Genomic DNA, 15101 nt, shown 5'->3' on the forward strand with positions numbered 1-15101 from the left:
AATTTAGACAGTTTCTAAAACTGAACAGCCCCGTTTTATTCCGAATAATATAAAAAGGAGGGAACGGGGGCTTTTTTTTGAATAATATCACGAATTATAAATTATTTGAAAAAAACGCAGTATATTTGTACTGTAATAAAAATTATTACAGAATGAATAATGTTCGTTTCGCTACTTCTTTACATATACTAACGTTGCTTGCCACCATGGAAGATGAATACTTGTCATCGGAGTTTATTGCAGGTAGTGTGAATGTCAATGCGGCAGTGATACGAAAGGAAATAGGTAATCTTAAGGCTTGTCATTTGGTAGAGAGTAAAGAAGGAAAAGGAGGGGGGAGTACCCTGGCACGGCCTGCATCGCAGATAAAACTATCGGAAGTCTATGAGGCCGTGAAACAGGTACACGTATTGGGCAGATCAAATACGCCCAATCCAAGATGTCCGGTAGGAAGAGACGTGAATAAACACCTGGAAAGCTTGTATGAAGATACAGATAATTATCTAAAGCAAAAATTATCGGCCATAACCCTGGAGGAATTTGTGAAGAAGTTCAAATAATATTTTTTTATCTTAAACTGTAATTATTTTTTATACAGTAAGTGAAGTTTAACCTTAAATTCAAATAAAATGAAAGTAGCGTTGATAGGTGCCACAGGTTTTGTAGGCAGCAACATTTTGAAGGAACTGGCAAATCGTGGGCATGAAATAACCGCCATAGCGAGACATCCTGAAAGATCGGAAGTAAAAAGCGAGAAGATCACTCCTGCAAAAGCCGACGTACTGGATACGGATGCACTTGCGGAAATACTCGGTGGGCACGATGCGGTAGTAAGCGCTTTTAATCCGGGCTGGACTAATCCTGCGATTTACGACGATTTTCTTCGTGGAGCGAGAGCCATACAGGAAGCGGTAAAAAAATCGGGGGTAAGCAGATTTATTGTTGTCGGAGGCGGGGGAAGTCTTTATCTCGAACCCGGATTACAGGTAGTGGACACCCCGGAATTCCCGGCAGAGATAAAACCCGGAGCAGATGCAGCGAGGATTTACCTGGAAGAGATACGCAAAGAAAAAGTGCTGGACTGGGCGTTTTTCAGCCCTGCACTGGAGATGCACCAGGGAATAACTATCGGGCGAACAGGTAAATACCGGTTGGGTCTGGAAAGCCCCGTTTTTGATAAGGACCGGAGAAGTGTTTTGTCCGGGGAAGATGTCGGGGTAGTAATAGCGGATGAACTGGAAACCCCGAAACACCACAGGGAACGGTTTACTGCCGCTTATTAAAACAGTATTGTCAGCTCCCGGCAAATAAAAAGAAAAAGAAGATTCCGAAGGATAAAATTTAAACAGTTTTTCAATGTATGCTTTTCCGTATATTGCGGAAAATTGTCAGCCAACTGTCGATTTTTACTGTTAATTTTGTATTTTTACTATACTATATAATTTACGGTTATGAGAAAAATCTGGTTGTCATTTTTTCTGTTGTTTTTTGTGCTTTCCTGCAAGACGAATCCGTTTACGGGCAAGAGCACACTCAATTTTCATTCCAACAGTTCTATCTTTCCGATGGCTTTTCAGCAGTATGATGAGTTTCTGAAGGAGAACAAGGTTGTTACCGGTACGGCCGATGCACAGATGGTCAGGAAGGTAGGGCAGCGTATTTCGAATGCTGCGGAACGATGGCTGAATGCCAATGGATATGAAGGATATTTACAAGATTACAAGTGGGAGTACAATCTCGTTAATGACGATCAGGTGAACGCGTGGTGTATGCCCGGAGGAAAGATTGTTGTATATACAGGATTGTTACCTGTAAGCAAAACGGAAAGCGGACTGGCAGTGGTCATGGGACACGAGGTGGCTCACGCGCTGGCTGATCACGGAGCTCAGCGTATGAGTGCGGGTACTTTGCAACAGTTGGGAGCCGTAGGTGTTGCGGTGGCTACCAGTGGTAAAAGTGCGCAGGCCCAGGAATTATGGGCACAGGCCTATGGGGTAGGATCGCAGGTAGGCGGGATGCTTCCTTTTAGCAGGAGCCATGAAAGTGAGGCCGATGCTATCGGAATACAGATTATGGCCATTGCAGGGTATGACCCCGGTGAGGCCGCCCGCTTATGGCAGCGGATGAAAGCGAAGGGCGGAGAAGCTCCTCCCGAATTATTGAGTACACACCCATCGAGTGACACACGTATCAGAAACCTGACACAACTGGCCCCCGGAGCCAGGGCGGAGGCACGAAAATTCGGAGTCACCAGTTTTCAATAGATTAGAAATCGGCGGCAGTTCGATCCATATACCGATCTTTAATCCGGAAATAACAAACGATTTAAAATTAATTTCTATATTAGGAGCTGTTCTTTTAAAGGACAGCTTTTTTATTGTTTGCCAACAACCTTTCTCAATCAACCAAAACATGAGAAGAACATTAGAAAAAGGCAGTAAAAAACTGCTTGGAGCCTGGGCGTTTTACGACTGGGCCAACTCTGTTTACAGCCTGGTCATCGCATCGGCTGTTTTTCCTATTTTTTACGGAGCCCTTTTCAGGGAAGCCAACCTGGAAAAAATACACGTATTTGGTGGCGACATTGCACGGGCCCCATTGATCAGCTATGTAACAGCTGTGGCTTTTCTTGTGGTTTCCGCCATTTCTCCACTGCTATCCGGTATTGCCGATTATACCGGTAACAAGAAGATATTCCTGAAGTTTTTCTGTTATCTCGGCGCTTTTTCCTGTATAGGCTTATACTGGTTTTCCCTGGAACATATATATCTTGGGCTTACCTGCTATTTCCTGGCTTTGATAGGCTTCTGGGCAAGCCTGGTTTTCTATAATTCCTATCTGCCCGATATTGCGTATCCGGAACAACAGGACAGTATAAGTGCTAAAGGATATTCGCTGGGATATATAGGAAGCGTTGTTCTCCTGCTCCTGTGCCTGGTTATGATTTTGAAATACGAATGGTTCGGTTTTTCCGGTGCCGGAGAACCTACCAGAATGTCTTTTATACTCACCGGGTTGTGGTGGATCGGGTTTAGCCAGTATACCTTTTATCACCTGCCCAGAGGAAATACTTCCAACGGCAAATATCATAAAGATGTTTTGTTCAACGGGTTCAAAGAACTGAAGAAAGTCTGGAACCGCCTCGGGGATTCCCCGAAATTAAAACGGTACCTGGGGGCATTTTTCGTGTATAGTATGGGCGTACAGACCGTAATGCTGGCAGCTACTTACTTCGGGGAGGAGGAACTGGAGTGGGGCGGTGCCGATGAAAGGACCACCGGGCTTATTGTCAGTATTTTGTTAATACAAATAGTAGCAGCAGGCGGAGCCTGGATTACATCTAAAATATCGGCACGTATGGGAAACATAAAAACCCTTACCGGAATAAATATGTTCTGGGTAATTATATGTGTCTATGCCTATTTCGTTACCAGCCCCGTTCAGTTTTACATAGCCGCAGCTTTTGTGGGGCTTGTCATGGGAGGAATACAAAGTTTGTCCCGGTCCACTTATTCCAAATTTCTGCCCGAAACGAAAGACACGGCTTCATTTTTCAGTTTTTATGATGTGGCAGAAAAGATCGGGATTGTTATAGGAATGTTCCTGTACGGTTTTATAGCACAGGTAACAGGAAGCATGCGAAATTCCGTTCTGTTCCTGGGAGCGCTTTTTGTAATCGGGATATTTCTGTTGCTCCGGGTAGAGAAGACAAAAAAAGACTATGAGGATAATATAACGTTAAGATAGCCCGGTGTACAGGCAAAAGAGGAGGTTTTTATTATCTTAGCTCCTTACCTGCCGGAATTATATAAAAACATACATACGAATGAAAAAAGGATTTTTAATAGATATGGACGGTGTCATCTACAGCGGGGACACCATGATAGAAGGCGCAGATGCCTTTATAGCATCATTACAGGAAAATGATATCCCGTTTCTGTTTATGACTAATAACAGTCAGCGTTCCCCACTCGACACGGTAAACAAAGTGGCGAAGATGGGAATAAAAATAAAGGAAGAGAATGTCTATACCAGTGCCATGGCTACGGCCTGGTTCCTTTCGTTTATGAAACCCAACGGAACCGCTTACGTCCTGGGAGAAGGCGGACTAATAACCAGCCTGCACCAGCAGGGATACGTGATGGTTAACCAGAATCCGGATTATGTAGTTGTCGGGGAAGGAAGAAATTTTACCCTGGAGATGGTAAACAGTGCGGTGGATATGATCCTGGAAGGGGCCAAGTTCATAGCGACAAATCTCGATCCTTCACCTAAAAAAGAAGGATGGAATAACCTGGGGATCAAAGCCATCGTAGCCATGATAGAAGAAGCTACGGGAAAAAAGGCTTTTTCCGTAGGCAAACCCAGCCCGGTAATGATGAGGGCGGCAAGAAAAACCCTGGGGCTTACGGCACAGGAAACCATTATAATAGGAGATACCATGGATACGGATATTCTGGGAGGTATACAATTGGGATACCATACCATACTTACACTTTCCGGGGTTTCGAAAAAAGAAGATCTGAAACACTATGCATTTCAGCCGAACCGTATTGTGAAATCGGTTAAAGAATTAGCTATAGAGGATCTTACCAAAATCTAATCTGTTTTTCCAACCCCAATATTTACAGAATGAATAATATGCGTAATTGGTCCGTGGCAGTGGCTTTGTCCGGATTTTTGTTTGGCTTTGATACCGTGGTTATATCCGGTGCCAATCTTCCCATCCGGGAACTTTGGGATACTTCTGCCTGGTTTCATGGTATGTTTATCATGTCGATGGCCTTATGGGGAACGGTGATCGGTGCCCTTTGCGGGGGGATCCCATGTAATAAGTACGGCAGGAAGAAAACCCTTTTCTGGATAGGAATATTATACCTGGTATCTGCCCTGGGCTCCGGTATGGCATCCGATCCGTATTCGTTTTCCTTTTTCCGTTTTATCGGCGGGCTGGGCGTAGGAGCTTCTTCCGTAGCGGCACCTACGTACATCTCCGAAATTTCCAGTGCAAAAAACCGGGGTAAGCTGGTGGCCTTATACCAGTTTAACCTTGTATTCGGTATTCTGCTGGCTTTTATCTCCAACTTTTTGTTACAGGGAGTAGGGGGGGACAGCGACTGGAGATTTATGCTGGGCGTGGAAGCTATTCCTGCCGCCATTTACTGTTTAATGGTTCTGGGTGTGCCCAATAGCCCCAGGTGGCTTTTATTGCAAAAACAGGATGAAGACGGGGCAAGGGAAGTGTTACGGAAAATGTATGATAATGACGAAGCAGAAAAAGCCCTGGACCAGATCCGCCTGGACAATACCCCGGGAAAAACGGATAATGTGTTTTCCGGGAAATACGGGGTGCCGCTTTTACTGGCATTCCTTATAGCATTTTTTAACCAGTTATCCGGAATTAATTTTATTCTGTATTACGCCCCGGAAATCCTGGAAATGGCCGGACTTGCATCCAAAGACTCCCTGATGAATGCTATATCCATAGGAGTTATCAATCTTATTTTTACGCTTTTGGGATTAAGGCTTATTGATAACCTGGGAAGAAAACAACTGATGCTCATAGGTTCACTGGGGTATATTATTAGTCTGACCATGGTGGCATGGTCGTTTTATGCCTCCGCCAGCCCTGTGGTACTACTCATTTTTATCTTGTTGTTCATAGCATCTCATGCCATAGGACAAGGGGCAGTGATCTGGGTGTTTATCTCCGAAATATTCCCCAATAAGGTCCGGGCTTACGGACAGGCTTTCGGAAGCGGGGTACATTGGGTATTTGCAGCCCTGATAACCTTACTGGCCCCGGTATTCATAGAAATGTTCCGGGACAATCCGTGGCCTATCTTCGCCTTTTTTGCTTTTATGATGGTTCTGCAATTGCTTTTTACGATCTTTTTGATGCCGGAAACCAAAGGAGTTTCCCTGGAAGAACTGGAAAAACGTATGGTAAAGGAAGATTGATTGGCATTTCTTTTTAGTTAGAAGCCCGAAGATAGAAGTCCGAAGATAGATTTTTTCGCTGATACGGAGGTTTTACATATAAGAACAGGTTGCGCAATTTGCGTTGCGGAACCTGTTCTTATATCTGGAAAAATAATGGGTGGTTAACTGGCTTTTTTTACTTTTCCGGATCCGGATACTTTGGAGTCTTCTTTCGGATTTCCCTTGTACAGAACACTTCCTGAACCGGATATCCTTGCTGTTAATTTTCCGTTGCAATGTACCTGTATATCTCCCGAGCCGGATACGGCAGTGTTTACTTCATCGGCTATCAGTTCATATGCGTGAATATCTCCCGAACCGGATATCCTGCCTTCGTAAACTCTTGCTTTTCCTTTGAGTTTTATGTCGCCGGAACCTGCAATGTTGCTTTCCAGTTTATCTGTTTCCACGGCGAGGTTTATGTCTCCCGATCCGGCAAGGCTGGTCTCAAAAGCGGAGGCCTTGATGAGATCTTTCCCGGTAATACTACCGGAACCAGCCAGGGATACAGCCGAAATATCTTCGAAAGGAATGGTAATGAGGATCTTTTTACGCGGTCTGAGGTTAATACCTTTTGTAGTCTTGATTTTTAACGTATTACCATTTACTTCTGTTTCTATGTATTCCAGGAGGTTTTCTTCGGCTTCTATGGTAAGCTTGCCTTCTTTTCCGGATACCAGGATAACATCAAACATTCCGGCGACACCTATTTCGTCGTAGTCTCCGGTATTCCGGTCGGTCTTAACCACATTTCCGTTTCCGGTTACTTTTTTATTTCCAAACCATTGGGCATGAATGGTAGAAATAAATAACAGTCCGATACAAAGTGTGATGATTTTTTTCATGTGTTTATTTTTAGTGTTTTTCATTGGATTAATGGTATATGGTTGTTGCTTCTTTTGTCCCGGGAAATACTATTTTCATCCCGTTAAATTTAATTCCGGTATAAACTTACCCCGCCGTATTCCGAAGTAATGGAAAGGTTTTTGTAAGGAGAGTTACCATAAGATCCCTTGTAGTATTTCTCCGTGCTCTTTTCCCTTCTTATACTGTATTCGAAATTATCTTCGCCTTTAAAACCGGCATAGTCCAGTTTGATCTCAAAGTTGAAACTGTAGTTCTGGTGGAAACCTATTTTTACACCGGTATACTCGGACCGTATATTAACGTTTCCTGCATCGGCTGCCAATTGTTCTATTTTAATGGAACCGTAATCCGAGGTTATATCCAGGTTGCCGTGAATGATACCCAGTTTGGTAGACAGGTAGTCCCCGCCACCGTGAATGTTTTTTACCTTTTCCACGCCCAGACTACCGTAGTCACAGGAATACTCCAGGCTACCCATGTCACCGATTTCCGAGGACGTGTAGTCCGCATTCAACTTCAGGTGTCCGGCTTTTTCCAGTACAAATCCGGAATAATCGGCATTAATGGAGCCGCTTTTCATGTAGCCTATGGTAGACTTGGAGGTATAGTCAAAAGACAGTTCGTTACCATCTGCCCGAAGTTCGCCTATATCCAGTTTTCCGTAGTCACAGCTTATTTTGGCTTTACCGTTTATCCGGTCCAGGCGAATACCGCCGTAATCGTTACTGAGGTCAACGCTGTTATTTGCAGGAAGCTTTATGGTATAGTTTATTTCCATACTCACATTGTTATTTCCGGAACCCCATCCCCATTTTTTCTTTCCGAAAATGGTTTTGGCAGAAACCGCACTTCTGCCCGCTTCGAACTGCACATCGATCTCGTCGAGTTTTTGTTGTACTTTCTCTTCATTATTTCCGTTGGTTTTTATGAGGACATCGATCTCTATCCTGTTCTGGTCCCAGGAAGTAATGTGGATATTCCCGTAGGAGTTGTTTACCTGTAAAAGCGCATTCGAACTGACCTCGAAAGATTTTTTTATCCTTTTTTCCTTACTATAGCGGCCACCCCACTTTGGGTCCGGCTTACCGGCGGGGCCGGATGCCATTACCAGGAAGGGAAATACTACGGCCAGCAGTACCCAAACTGCACTATATCCTGCTTTCTTCATGATTATCTCTTTTTAATTGTTTGGTGTCTTCTATTTGTTCCATAACATTCTGCAACAGGGTTATCCTGGTCTGGAAGTTGGTGATCATGGCGTTTAATAATTGTTTGCTGTAACCGTTTTTTTGCAGTTCCGCTTCCAGTTTTTCATAATCGTTTTCTATCTGTTCCAGTTGTACAATAGCATCGTTTACAATAACTTTGGTGTCTTCCGTGTCCGCTTCATCTTTTATTTTTTTCAATTCGTTCTGTATGAGCGAAGAGAAGTAGTACCGGGTTTTTTCAAGTTCCGGATAGGTAACCTGTTCTTCGGTTTCCGCGACGGGGTCCGGAGACGGTTGCGGGGTATTATAAAAAATCCAGCCTATGCCCAGCAGCAGTATTACGGAGGCGGCAACGGACAGGTTTCTCCACCATTTTCCGGGGGAAGTTTTCCTTTCGGGAGCTTTGTTTTGCTGCGCAAGTTTTTCCAGGAAACGATTCTGGTGCCCTGCAGCGGGTGTCTCCGTATCGAATTCGCCTTGTAACTGCCCGAATAATTTGTCTATATTATCCTTTTTCATAATAAATCGGTATTAAAGGACATTGTTTTTTGTTGTTACTTTCATAGTCAGTTCACGCTTATGTGTACCAGTTTTTTTCGCAGGCTCTCCTTGGCCCGGCTTATGGTGGTCCGACAATTAGCATAACTGATCTGCAATATTTCGCTTATTTCCTCATAATCATAACCCTCAATTAAATGTAAGGTCAAAGAAACTCTGTAATTGTCCTTTAGTGTTTTCATGGTTTCCAAAACTTTTTGAGCCTGAACGTTTGTAAACTCATGATCCGGCGCAATGCCATCGTTATCTTCGACCTTATGCAATGTTTCATCGATCGAAATTTCCCGGTTTTGTTGTTGTTTCCGGAAACTATAGATGCTGTCGTTTACAACGATCCGTTTCAGCCAGGCCCCGAAAGTTACCTCTCCGCGGAAAGTATCCAGCTTGGTAAATGCTTTTAAGAAGGATTCCTGCATAATGTCTTCGGCTTCATACTCGTCCTTTACAATACGGAAGGCGGTATTATACATAGCCTTGTAATAGCGGTTATAAACCTCCATCTGTGCTTTGGAGTTACCCTCTTTGCACTGCACAAGCAGTTGCTCTATATGTGTATCCGGTTGGCTCAAAAAGTAATCGTTTTCAGTATAAGGATGAAGATGAATATCAATTGTTACACTTCAGATGATTTTTTTCGGAAAAAAGTTACCATAAAGTAAAGAAACGGAATTTATCCGGACGAAAAAACGGAAGTGGCGGGCCAGGTGTGGAGAGTATGTTGGTTTTCCAAAGAATTAAAATACCACACCATTTGAAATTAATCTAAATAAAATTGGATGGTGTATTTTCCATTATTATATTTGCCACTGTTTAGATTTAGTCAAAATAAACCGTATAGCAATATGACTACCCTGGTTGTCGCCATAACCTTTTTTGGTTTTTACGCACTCTACAATACCTCAAAGAGAGCAATATTAAGCCATTCCTTAAAAATAGAGAGATGGATGCAGGCTCACGGAAAGGAAAGTAAAGCGGGCGGATTATCTCTGCTGTTTGTAGCCCTGGTACTTTCCGTACTTCATTACGGGACCGCGGCAGGTATTTTTGCTTTTTTTGTAATACTGATGACCTTGGGAAGCCTTATCGTAATTGTAGCTCCCTTGCGTTTTCTGCGTTATCAGGCACTTATCCTGATCCTGTTACTTTCGATAACTTTCGAATTCCTTTGAGACTATGCCTGCCAACAAAAAATATTTGACAACATCCGTCAGTCAGCGTTTCGCTAAAATAAGTGCGGGGTTTCTTGGCGGATATATGGTTACCATATCTCTCCACGTCGCCCTTGCTTACTGGGTAAATCACGTCAACGTGCTGATGACCCTGAGATATGCCGGTTTTTTGCTTTGGTGTGTTTTGTTCCTTCTCGCTTTTTTGGTGAAAAACGGCTGGAAAATATGGGGAGTTTACCTGTTACTGACCCTTCTTTTTTCGGGAGGTATTTACCTGGGGAAAACATATGGCCTTGCCGGCTAGGGAGAAGCCGGGGATATGAATAGCTATTAACGCCGTAATTACAATTGAGGATCTGATGAACAACAGAATCTATAACGTTCTTTTTAATACCCATACGATAAGCGGGATTATTATCAGCGCTGCCCTATACGTAATATTTTTTGCAGGATCTTTTTCCTTTTTTCGCGACGAGATCATAAGCTGGGAACGAAACGAACCCATACAGGAAAGAGGGCTTACCGAGGTGAATTTCGACCTGTTGCTCGACACGATAAACAAAAGGAATACAGCCTACGGACGGGATATTACCTTTAACCAGCATTACGAAGAAAGAAGGGTGGCCGTAAGCCTGACCCCATCCAGGGATACCCTGGCGCCGGAAGAAGCGACAGTGGGAGCTTTCTTTTATATGGATAAAGAGAACTTTAAGAGTTATAGTTATCCCGGTTCGTATTCTATCGGGGAATTTCTTTACCGCTTGCATTTCTTTGCACAGCTTAACTTTTTCGGAACATCCGGTTACCTGTTGGCAGGTCTCGTGGCCTTTTTCTTTTTGTTTGCTGTAATAACGGGTGTCTTGGTACATTGGAATAAAATCATATCCGGCTTTTATGTCTTCCGGCCGGGAGCAAAATGGAAGACGGTCTGGACCGCCGCACATACGGCATTGGGAATTATAGGATTACCCTACCAGTTTGTCTTTGCGCTTACGGGCACTTACCTGATAATTAGTACCATGGTAATGGCCCCTCCGGTGGTGGCCCTGTTCTATGAAAACGATGCGGCCAGCATGTATGAAGATTTCGGTAGAGGTGGTAACGGGTATCCTATGCTTATGGAAAAGCAGCAGGAACCTGTACATATTAATGAACTGGTGAATAAGGTGCGTAATAAGTGGAAGGATTTTGATATCCGGTCCGTTACGGTATTCAATTACGGAGATATCAATATGCACGTTGCTGTGGAAGGATTACCCTTGAACCACCGGAGTTTTGCCGGTAAGGGGAAAATGATACTCAAAGCTTCAACAGGCGAAATTGTGGAAGAAAAAGATCCTTTTAACCATACTTCTTACCTGGATGGTGCCACCAATGTACTGGCAAAACTGCATTTCGGGGACTATGGTGGTATGGGGTTGCGTATTGTTTATTTTATTCTGGGGCTGGTTTCCTGTTTTGTCATTATTTCAGGGGTAATGATATGGCTTGTAGCCAGGGATAAAAAGAGTGTTTCCGGGAAAAAGAGGCGTTTTAACTCCTGGCTGGTATGGATATACCTGGCTGTGTGCCTTAGCATGTTCCCCGCAACGGCTGTTACGTTTGTAGGCGTAAAAGTATTTGTACCGGAATTCGATGCGTCACGGATGACCCGTATTTACCAGATATTCTTTTATAGCTGGTTGCTCCTATCCGTATTGTTTACCCTGAAAAGAGATAATTACTTTACGAATAAGTACACACTTATCGGCGGGGCGCTGGTAGGATTCCTGGTCCCGGTAGTAAACGGGGTGGTATCCGGTAACTGGATATGGGTTACGCTTCGGGCAGGGTACTACGGGATTTTCTTTGTCGATGTATTCTGGATATTGCTTTCGGCTACGGCACTGGTAGTTGCCCTGAAACTCAAAAAACAAAAAACAGTGCCTGTTGCACCCAGATCCAAGGGCCCGAAAAAAATAATGCGTAAGGAAAACCTTGCACATGCCGAATAGGGAGGGATTAAAGCGGAACAATATTATTACCTGTGGAACGGTGTAAAGCTCTGATAAGATATGTTTTTAGTTTCAAATATAACTGGATGATAAAAAACAACAGAAAGAGTTTTGTTGTTAACATTTCCTTAAATAGATTTGCATTTCATTAATTCAGTCTAAATAAATATAAATTGAAATGAAAATCAAATCCATACTTGTTGTCTGTTTCACTGCAATCTCGCTCTGGGCTACCGCACAGCAAAATCAGGCTTTATTACGCGGGTATATTACAGATACGGAGGGTAACCTTGTAGAAGGTGCAAATGTTGTTCTGGAAAATTCCGGTCGCGGGGTTTCCTCGAATGCGGATGGATACTACGAGATAAAGAATTTACGTTCCGCGTCCTATATTGTTAAGGTTTCCGTAGTAGGATACAAGACTGCACAACAGTATATAGAACTAGAACCGGGGAGTAACCTGGTAAATTTTGAACTGGAACCGGAGGTGAGCCAGCTCAGTGAAGTTGTCCTTTCCGGGCATCGAAAAGAAAAGTACAAGGTGGAGGATGTCTCTTCCAGTCTTCGTCTTAACCAGGAACTCCTGAAAATACCCCAGAATATACAAGTGATTACCGACGATATTCTCCGGGACCAGCAGATCTTCGGGATGCGCGAAGGGGTGGGAAGAAATGTCAGTGGCGTCATGCTTCTGGAGCACTGGGGTAACTATGCCCGCGTAAATATGCGCGGTTTCCGTATTCCGGCATTTCGCAATGGAATGAACTTTACCACACAATGGGGCCCTGTTGCCGAAGACATGGCAACGGTGGAACGCATAGAGATCATAAAAGGCCCTGCAGGCTTTATGCTTTCTGCAGGAGAACCGGCCGGGTTATATAATGTAGTGACCAAGACCCCGACCGAAAATCCCAGGAGGGAAGTAACGCTTTCTACCGGTAGTTACGGTCTGCAAAGAGCCACGGTGGATATAGGAGGAAAAGCGGATAAGGCCGGAAAACTGCTTTACCGTTTCAACGGTGTAGGACATACCCAGAAAACCAACCAGCAATACGGATTTCAAGATAAATACGTTCTGGCACCTTCTCTGAAATACCTCTTTAACGAAAATACAAGTCTTACGGCACAGTATACTTACTACCATTCCAAGGTACCGGATCTGGGATCGCCCTATATTTTTTCGCCCAAAGGGTATAAAGACCTGCCGAGGGATTTCAGCCTGACGCATCCCGGGATAGACCCTTCCGTGAACAAGGAGCATTCCGTTTTTGTGACTTTTGAACACGGGTTGGATGAAAATTGGAAATTGACAGCACAACTCGGTTACCTGCACGGCACCCAGATCAGTTCGGATATCTGGCCGGATGCAGTAGAAGAAAACGGGGATGTATACCGGAGACTTTATATTTTTGACGCACTGGAAGAACACAAACTCGGACAGGTTTTTGTGAACGGGGAAGTACAAACCGGACCTGTTTCACATCGTATACTTGCAGGCCTTGATGTGGGGTCCAAAGATGTATGGTACGATTGGGCAGAGTCACATCTTATCGATGTTAACCAGCCTTTTAATATTTATGATCCGGACAATTCCCAGGCCGTAATTCCGGAACTGGACCACGAAACCAGTATCCGTAAACGAGCCGGAATGGCCGGGACACTCGGGCAACAGCAATATACGGCTTATTACCTCCAGGACGAACTCGGTTTTCTGGAAGACCGTCTACGTCTTACGCTGGCAGGCCGCTATACCGACCTGCAGGAAAGCATGTATAGCCAGAAGACTTCCGATGGTAAATTTACACCTCGCGTGGGACTGAGTTTTTCTATAGATGACAATACTTCGGTATACGGATTGTTTGACCAGGCTTTTCTGCCTCAGGCAGGAACGGACAGGAGCGGTAAAGCTTTCGATCCGATAGAAGGTAATAATATTGAAGGTGGAATTAAAAAGAAATGGTTCGACGGAAAGTGGAATACATCATTTTCGTATTTCAGGATAACCAAAGAGAACATGCTTACTGCCGATCCTGACGATCCTTTAAACAGTTCCGTACAACTGGGAGAAGTAAAATCCATGGGAGGGGAATTTGACCTTCAGGGGGAGATAATACCCGGTTTGAACGTCATCCTCAACTATGCCTACACGGATGTAAAAATAAGCAAGGACACCAATGAAAACCTGGTCGGAAACAGGGTAAGCGGCCATGCCAGACATATGACAAACGGATGGCTTAAATATACATTACAGGATACCAAACTCCAGGGATTAAGCATTTCCGGAGGATACCTGTATATGGCAAAACGGGCGTCCTGGGATTCCGTATGGGGTGTAACCGGGGCACAAACCTTACCGGATTACTTTCGCCTGGACGGTGCTTTGAGCTGGACAAATGACAAATTTTCCGTGGCATTGAATATTAACAACCTGCTCAACGAATACTTGTTTACCGGTTCTTCTTACCAGGCAGGTACAGGAGAAGATACCCGTTTTTACTATTCGCAACAGAACGAGCCCGGAAGAAATTTCCGTTTGACATTAGGGTATCATTTTTAAATATGTAATGAAGTTCTATAACAATAACGTAATCAAAAAGTAGAAAGATGAAAAAAATAATTTTGGCATTAGTAGCCGTTCTGACATTGCAACAGGCAAACGCTCACTTTCTGTGGCTGGAGACAAAAGCTACGGGAAAACTGAACAAGTCGCACGAGGTAAAAGTATTCTTCGGAGAGTACAGTTACGGGGAGCGGGAGAAGACCGACGGACATTTCACCTTTGCCGAGGATTTTACCCTGCACCTGATCGGCCCGGACGGAAATAAAACCACACTGGATAAAAAAGCGGCAACAGACCATTACAGCGCGTCTTTTACTCCGGAAACTGCCGGTGTTTATCGTGTGATCCTTACCAATAACAACCTGGAGGTAGTGGATTATACCCAATACGACCTGGGAATTTTTAAAACCGAATACGCATCGGTTGCTACGGTACATGTAGGTAAAGAAGGTAAAAGTGATACCGGAATATCATCTCTGTCCAAACTGGAAATTGTACCGGAAAAGGAAGGAGAAGAGATTATCCTGCAGGTTGTTTATGACGGAAAACCTTTGGCGGAAAATGAATTAAAGATATTCCTTCCGGAAGGATGGTCCAAAACTCTCCATACGGATGAACATGGTAAAGTATCTTTCTCCTTGCCATGGAAAAATACATATGTAGTGGAAACATCTTATAAAGAACAGGTTCCCGGAACCTACAAAGATAAGGAGTACGAGTTTATATGGCATTTTACCACCTATAGCTTCGGAAAGGAGTAACA

Annotated in this window: 15 protein-coding genes; 11 read left to right on the forward strand and 4 right to left on the reverse strand. The window is 43.9% G+C overall.

Annotation, left to right across the window (positions count from 1 at the left end):
* Positions 1-152: 152 nt before the first annotated feature.
* The 6 genes from ACVBDU_RS00345 (at position 153) to ACVBDU_RS00370 (ending at position 5961) form a co-directional block, all read left to right on the forward strand.
* Positions 153-560 carry an RrF2 family transcriptional regulator gene (locus tag ACVBDU_RS00345; protein ID WP_447177790.1) on the forward strand — a complete coding sequence of 136 codons (408 nt, stop codon included), beginning with the start codon at positions 153-155 and terminating at the stop codon, positions 558-560.
* Between the two features lie 69 nt (positions 561-629).
* Positions 630-1283, forward strand: a complete 654-nt coding sequence (locus tag ACVBDU_RS00350) for an NAD(P)-dependent oxidoreductase (protein ID WP_447177791.1) — start codon at positions 630-632, stop codon at positions 1281-1283.
* Positions 1284-1451: 168 nt separating this feature from the next.
* Complete coding sequence (locus tag ACVBDU_RS00355; RefSeq protein WP_447177792.1) at positions 1452-2264, forward strand: M48 family metallopeptidase; 813 nt, start codon at positions 1452-1454, stop codon at positions 2262-2264.
* A 148-nt stretch (positions 2265-2412) separates the two neighbouring features.
* A complete protein-coding gene (locus ACVBDU_RS00360) occupies positions 2413-3747 on the forward strand; it encodes an MFS transporter (protein WP_447177793.1) in 1335 nt (444 codons plus the stop codon).
* A 79-nt stretch (positions 3748-3826) separates the two neighbouring features.
* Positions 3827-4603 (forward strand): HAD-IIA family hydrolase, encoded by a 777-nt coding sequence (locus ACVBDU_RS00365; protein WP_447177794.1) that lies wholly within the window; start codon positions 3827-3829, stop codon positions 4601-4603.
* A 29-nt stretch (positions 4604-4632) separates the two neighbouring features.
* The gene (locus ACVBDU_RS00370; RefSeq protein WP_447177795.1) at positions 4633-5961 is read left to right on the forward strand and encodes a sugar porter family MFS transporter; all 1329 of its coding nucleotides are present in this window, start codon (positions 4633-4635) and stop codon (positions 5959-5961) included.
* A 143-nt stretch (positions 5962-6104) separates the two neighbouring features.
* Here the strand turns inward: ACVBDU_RS00370 and ACVBDU_RS00375 are convergent, their stop codons facing one another.
* The 4 genes from ACVBDU_RS00375 to ACVBDU_RS00390 all read right to left on the reverse strand — a co-directional run bounded on the left by ACVBDU_RS00375 (position 6105) and on the right by ACVBDU_RS00390 (position 9184).
* Complete coding sequence (locus ACVBDU_RS00375; protein ID WP_447177796.1) at positions 6105-6827, reverse strand: head GIN domain-containing protein; 723 nt, start codon at positions 6825-6827, stop codon at positions 6105-6107.
* Positions 6828-6916: 89 nt separating this feature from the next.
* The gene (locus ACVBDU_RS00380; RefSeq protein WP_447177797.1) at positions 6917-8017 is read right to left on the reverse strand and encodes a hypothetical protein; all 1101 of its coding nucleotides are present in this window, start codon (positions 8015-8017) and stop codon (positions 6917-6919) included.
* Positions 7998-8576, reverse strand: a complete 579-nt coding sequence (locus tag ACVBDU_RS00385) for a hypothetical protein (RefSeq protein ID WP_447177798.1) — start codon at positions 8574-8576, stop codon at positions 7998-8000. The genes ACVBDU_RS00380 and ACVBDU_RS00385 overlap by 20 nt, the downstream gene beginning before the upstream one ends.
* Positions 8577-8623: 47 nt before the next feature.
* Positions 8624-9184: an RNA polymerase sigma factor gene (locus tag ACVBDU_RS00390; protein ID WP_447177799.1), complete on the reverse strand. Its 561-nt coding sequence runs from the start codon at positions 9182-9184 to the stop codon at positions 8624-8626.
* Between the two features lie 273 nt (positions 9185-9457).
* On the opposite strand from ACVBDU_RS00390, the gene ACVBDU_RS00395 reads away from it, so the two are divergent.
* From ACVBDU_RS00395 to ACVBDU_RS00415, 5 genes are all read left to right on the forward strand, one after another.
* Positions 9458-9784, forward strand: a complete 327-nt coding sequence (locus tag ACVBDU_RS00395) for a hypothetical protein (protein ID WP_447177800.1) — start codon at positions 9458-9460, stop codon at positions 9782-9784.
* 25 nt (positions 9785-9809) lie between these two features.
* Positions 9810-10088 carry a hypothetical protein gene (locus tag ACVBDU_RS00400; protein ID WP_447177801.1) on the forward strand — a complete coding sequence of 93 codons (279 nt, stop codon included), beginning with the start codon at positions 9810-9812 and terminating at the stop codon, positions 10086-10088.
* A 55-nt stretch (positions 10089-10143) separates the two neighbouring features.
* On the forward strand, positions 10144-11778 hold the full coding sequence (locus ACVBDU_RS00405) for a PepSY-associated TM helix domain-containing protein (protein ID WP_447177802.1): 1635 nt from the start codon (positions 10144-10146) through the stop codon (positions 11776-11778).
* A 178-nt stretch (positions 11779-11956) separates the two neighbouring features.
* Positions 11957-14335 (forward strand): TonB-dependent siderophore receptor, encoded by a 2379-nt coding sequence (locus ACVBDU_RS00410; protein ID WP_447177803.1) that lies wholly within the window; start codon positions 11957-11959, stop codon positions 14333-14335.
* A gap of 47 nt (positions 14336-14382) precedes the next feature.
* On the forward strand, positions 14383-15099 hold the full coding sequence (locus ACVBDU_RS00415) for a DUF4198 domain-containing protein (RefSeq protein ID WP_447177804.1): 717 nt from the start codon (positions 14383-14385) through the stop codon (positions 15097-15099).
* Positions 15100-15101 lie beyond the last annotated feature (2 nt).

The organism is Sinomicrobium endophyticum, assembly GCF_052983315.1.

Bases quoted from the DNA above. Each gene is read 5' to 3' on its own strand.
- ACVBDU_RS00345 (WP_447177790.1), top strand. From the start codon at position 153: ATGAATAATGTTCGTTTCGCTACTTCTTTACATATACTAACGTTGCTT.
- ACVBDU_RS00350 (WP_447177791.1), top strand. From the start codon at position 630: ATGAAAGTAGCGTTGATAGGTGCCACAGGTTTTGTAGGCAGCAACATT.
- ACVBDU_RS00355 (WP_447177792.1), top strand. From the start codon at position 1,452: ATGAGAAAAATCTGGTTGTCATTTTTTCTGTTGTTTTTTGTGCTTTCC.
- ACVBDU_RS00360 (WP_447177793.1), top strand. From the start codon at position 2,413: ATGAGAAGAACATTAGAAAAAGGCAGTAAAAAACTGCTTGGAGCCTGG.
- ACVBDU_RS00365 (WP_447177794.1), top strand. From the start codon at position 3,827: ATGAAAAAAGGATTTTTAATAGATATGGACGGTGTCATCTACAGCGGG.
- ACVBDU_RS00370 (WP_447177795.1), top strand. From the start codon at position 4,633: ATGAATAATATGCGTAATTGGTCCGTGGCAGTGGCTTTGTCCGGATTT.
- ACVBDU_RS00375 (WP_447177796.1), bottom strand. From the start codon at position 6,827: ATGAAAAAAATCATCACACTTTGTATCGGACTGTTATTTATTTCTACC.
- ACVBDU_RS00380 (WP_447177797.1), bottom strand. From the start codon at position 8,017: ATGAAGAAAGCAGGATATAGTGCAGTTTGGGTACTGCTGGCCGTAGTA.
- ACVBDU_RS00385 (WP_447177798.1), bottom strand. From the start codon at position 8,576: ATGAAAAAGGATAATATAGACAAATTATTCGGGCAGTTACAAGGCGAA.
- ACVBDU_RS00395 (WP_447177800.1), top strand. From the start codon at position 9,458: ATGACTACCCTGGTTGTCGCCATAACCTTTTTTGGTTTTTACGCACTC.
- ACVBDU_RS00405 (WP_447177802.1), top strand. From the start codon at position 10,144: ATGAACAACAGAATCTATAACGTTCTTTTTAATACCCATACGATAAGC.
- ACVBDU_RS00410 (WP_447177803.1), top strand. From the start codon at position 11,957: ATGAAAATCAAATCCATACTTGTTGTCTGTTTCACTGCAATCTCGCTC.
- ACVBDU_RS00415 (WP_447177804.1), top strand. From the start codon at position 14,383: ATGAAAAAAATAATTTTGGCATTAGTAGCCGTTCTGACATTGCAACAG.